This is a genomic window from Pseudomonas sp. MG-9, from assembly GCF_018729515.1.
Classification (GTDB): domain Bacteria; phylum Pseudomonadota; class Gammaproteobacteria; order Pseudomonadales; family Pseudomonadaceae; genus Aquipseudomonas; species Aquipseudomonas serboccidentalis.
On record NZ_JAHHZH010000019.1, the window covers coordinates 1 to 1,976 of the forward strand.

Below are 1,976 nucleotides of genomic sequence, written 5' to 3' on the forward strand. Positions count from 1 at the left end.
CGCAAGGTCGAGGCCGATGGTGGTGAGTTCCTCAAGGCCTATGACGATGCCGGACGGCTGATCGCCGAGCAGGATCCGCTGGGGGCGGTCACCGAATACCGCTACGACGAAGTCGGACGGCTGATCGCGCTGCTTCCCCCGGAAGACGAGCCAACGTCCTACGAGTATCGCAACGGTTTCCTGCACAGCCGTTCCCGCGGCGAGGCGGTGTGGACGTTTCGGCGCAACGCCGAGGGGGATGTCACCGAGGCGGTCGATCCCGACGAGCTGGTCACCTATTACTACTACGACACCCGTGGGCAGTTGCTGTCGATCCGTTACCCGGACACCAGTCGGCATCAGTTGGTCTGGAACGACCTCGGCCAACTGACCGAAGAAACCCTGCCCGACGGTGGCGTGCGGCGTTTTTCCTACGACACGCTGGGACGACGGATTACCTCTTGCGACGAACACGGCGCGATGACCCGCCAGCAGTGGGACGCCGTTGGCCGACGGGTCCAGACGACGTTGCCCACAGGCGCCACCCGCGCCTACAGCTACGGCGCTTACGGCCAGGTCACTGCCGAGCGTGACGAACTCGGGCGCATCACCCGTTACGAGTATGACGACGACCTGCACCTGGTCTCGCGCAAGATCAATCCCGACGGCACCCGGGTGCAGTATCGCTACGACCATGCGCAACTGCTGCTGACAGAAATCGAGAACGAGTCCGGGGAAAAGTACCGACTGGACTACACGCCCACCGGACTGATCCGACAGGAAACCGGCTTCGACGGCCGGCGCACCGCTTACGCCTATGACCGCAACGGGCATCTGCTGGAAAAGACCGAGTTCGGTGATGACGGCTCGACGCTGGTCACCGCTTACGCGCGCGATGCGGCCGGGCGTCTGCTGCTGAAAACCCTGCCCGACGGGGTTCAGGTGGCTTACCGCTATGACCGTCTGGGTCGATTGACCGGGGTTGATGACGGGCAGAAACATCCACTGGCGTTCGAATACGACCGGCAGGACCGGTTGATCACCGAACATCAGGGCTGGGGCACGTTGCGGTATGCGTATGACGCCTGCGGCCAGCTCAAACGCCAGCGTCTACCGGACAACAGCAAGCTCGATTACCACTACGCCAAGGGCGGCGCGCTGACCGCCATCGACCTTAATGGCGCGCGGCTGACCAGCCACGTCTATCAGTCCGGTCGCGAACAACAACGGCAACAAGGCCTGCTGCGCAGCGATTATGCCTACGACGATCAGGGTCGTTTACTCGCTCACGCGGTAGGCCATCAGCACGAATCGTTGTATCGCCGCGATTATGCCTACAGCGCCAACGGCAACCTCGAGCACATTGCCGACACCCGCCACGGCCAGCGCACCTACGCCTACGACGCTCTCGACCGGCTGATCCGCGTGCGCCACTCGCGCGACGAACTGCCGGAATCCTTCGCCCACGACCCGGCCGGCAACCTGCTGATGCAGGATCGGCCCGGCCCCACCCGGATCAAGGGCAACCGCCTGCTGATGCAGGGCGACCGTCATTACGACTACGACGCCTTCGGCAACCTGATCCGCGAGCGTCGTGGCCGCGATCAACTCCTGGTCACCGAATACCGCTACGACTGCCAACACCGCCTGATCGGCCTGACCCGCCCCGACGGCAACACCGCGTCCTACCAGTACGACGCCTTCGGCCGACGCATCCGCAAAACCGTCGACGGCCAGAGCACCGAGTTCTTCTGGCAAGGCGACCACCTCGTCGCCGAAAGCAGCCAGAGCCACCACCGCAGCTACGTCTACGAACCCGGCACCTTCCGGCCGCTGGCCTTGCTCGACGGCAAAGGCCCGAAAAAAGCCTGCCCGTTCTACTACCAGCTCGACCACCTCGGCACCCCGCAGGAACTCACCGACTACAGCGGCGAAATCGTCTGGTCGGCGCAATACGACGCCTACGGCAAGGTCTCGGCGATCACCCTGGCGGGCGA

The 1,976-nt window shown here is 64.1% G+C and carries 1 protein-coding gene; it reads left to right on the forward strand.

The genetic code is table 11. The features are described from left to right. A partial coding sequence (locus KKQ10_RS28275) for an RHS domain-containing protein (RefSeq protein ID WP_215502981.1) occupies positions 1-1,976 on the forward strand: 1,976 nt, incomplete at both ends.